Consider the following 2,264-nt stretch of genomic DNA (forward strand, 5'->3'; position numbering starts at 1 on the left):
TGTTCGGCGACGGTCGCCAAGGCCGCGCTCTCGCCCTCGCCTGAACCGATGCTGATCACGTCCCACCGGCCCGACGGCTCGACACCGTGCCACCAGGCCTGCCACATGATTCCCCGGGCGCCCCTGCCCTGGGCGTCGTGAGAGATGTGGTACTCGCCGACGGTCAGCCCGGGGCCGGTGACGGTGAACTGGTACGAGGACGGTTCCCCATTGAGGACCCGCGGGCTGACGGTCAACGTGTCCACGTCGACGGCGACCTCGGAAGCTGTGCTCCCGGCACGCTCCGGCACCACGGAGTTCTTCTCCGTCCCCCAGCCTGCGAGTTCGAGGATCGCGGCGGCGTCGTGGGCGTCCTCACGGTCGGCCTCGCCCGTCGTTCCCCTGGAGATCTCGCCACGCCCGGCGACGAGCGCGGCCCTGTCCTGGCGGGCTGCGAACGCCTCCTCGGCTGCTTGCTTCTGCGCCTTCGCATTCCCGCCCCCAGCCTTCACCGCCGCCCGCGCCTCACGCATGGCACGGTCATCGCCCGCTTCGCACGCTTCGGAAAGGATCTGGCTCGCCAGATCCTGAGCGGGCCACGGGGCGGCCTCTCCTGCGACCAACGCGGCCGACAGCATCTGTCCGGCAATCTCAGCGGCTCGGTCATCCCACTGCTTCCAGTGAAGGTTGCCCACCTTCGGATCGCCCTTGGCCAGGGCCCGAACGAGGCGCTGAACGTCGTGGTGATCGATCTGCCGGTCTGTGTCGCTCAGGAGACGGTGGGACAGGCACCGAGCACACACGGTGTAGCAGCCGATCTCGCTGCTCTGGTCGGTGTCGACGGCGACTGTGTACCGGGCGCCCGAGCGTTTCGCCGAGCACTTGCCAACGTACGGATACGACGCGTCGCAGTATGCGTCCGGCGTCTCAGCCATGTCGTCCGTGAGCAGGGCCACGACGCGCAGCCGCTCATTCGGAACGGCCTCCTGGGCGAGGTGCCAGATCTGCCACTCGGCGACGTACTGCCGGTTGTCCGGGCCCCTGCGGGACCAGCCCTCCTCGGTGTGGCCCTGCGCCCCGTCCGGGTCGGTCAGGTGCTCCCAGCCCCACCGGCACGACGCGATCAAGCCGATGCGACCGAAGCGGCTGACCAGGTACACGCCCTCTTCGAGTTCGACGCGGTTCGTGGTGGTCTCGAACCGGGGCGCCTGCTCCGTCAGGTGCCCGTATTGGGCCCATAGGGCAGCGAACCGGGTACGGGTCGCCGAGTCCTCCCGGATCCGCGCCAGCACGGCGGCAAGAGGCCGGTCCTCCACGTTCATGGCCCACCAGTAGGAGCCGTCGGCGTCGTGACCGGCCTCCCACTCGTCGTCCCCCGACGAGGAGTACGTCACCGGACGAATCCGGAACGTGTGCCCGGCCGCCGTCGTCAGGATCCAGCCCGCCACCGGTTCACGCTCGTCAGTGAACGACACGGCGGCGATCGACTCGCCCTCGACGAGCGCCGCCCGAAGCCGCGCCTCTCGCCCGTCCTCGCTCACCACCGACTCGACGCGCGGCTCATCAGTAGGAACAGCCCCGCGGCTCCCGCCTGTCTCCGGCCTGACCGGCGGCGGATCGCCGAACAGCCCGAGCTGTTCCGTTTCGCCCGTGCTCTTGGGTGCTGCGTCTTCCCGTTCCCCCGTGGGTTCGGAGGGTCGGTCCTTTGTGCCGTGTTCGTCGTGGACGGGCGGGGCGGGCTCGTCGGCGGTGCCCGGGTTGGCTGTCGGCGCGGGGACCGCCCGCTCGGTCAGGTACGCGGCGGTGGCACGCAACTGGTGGACCTGCATGTCCAGGTGCTGACGCAGCTGGTCCAGTGGCTTGCCGATGTAGTGGGTCAGGAAATCGTCGTCGGCCGCATCGAAGAGCACCTCAGCGGCGATCGCGGCGGTCTCCGTGGCCGCGGCGCATTCGCGGTAGGCGACCGCTGTCGGCGCGGCGACGGCTACTTGCGCCACGGCTGTGTCCAGGGCGGTGATGTAGTCCAGAGGGCCGGTGCTGTCAGGTCCGGCATCTGCGATGGCCTTGGTGACGGCCGCGTGCAGTTCGTGGGTGCGCCGGGTCGCGGACTCGACCTCGTGGTGGTTGGAGTGACGGCCGAAGACCGCGTCGACATCCTGCGGGGCCCGGCGCTCGCGGGGCACGACCAGGACCTCATCCGTGAAGCTCAGCCCGAAGCTGTTCGGGGTATCGGTGGCCACGTCGCGGGTGGTGAACGCCATGGTGTTGCCCAGGCGGTTGCGGTC

General features: G+C 69.8%; 1 pseudogene. It reads right to left on the reverse strand.

The features are described 5' to 3' along the window. A pseudogene (locus tag ACWFRU_RS42255) lies at window positions 1–2,264 on the reverse strand (hypothetical protein); the annotation flags it as partial.

The sequence above is a fragment of the Streptomyces sp. NPDC055099 genome, from assembly GCF_053607685.1.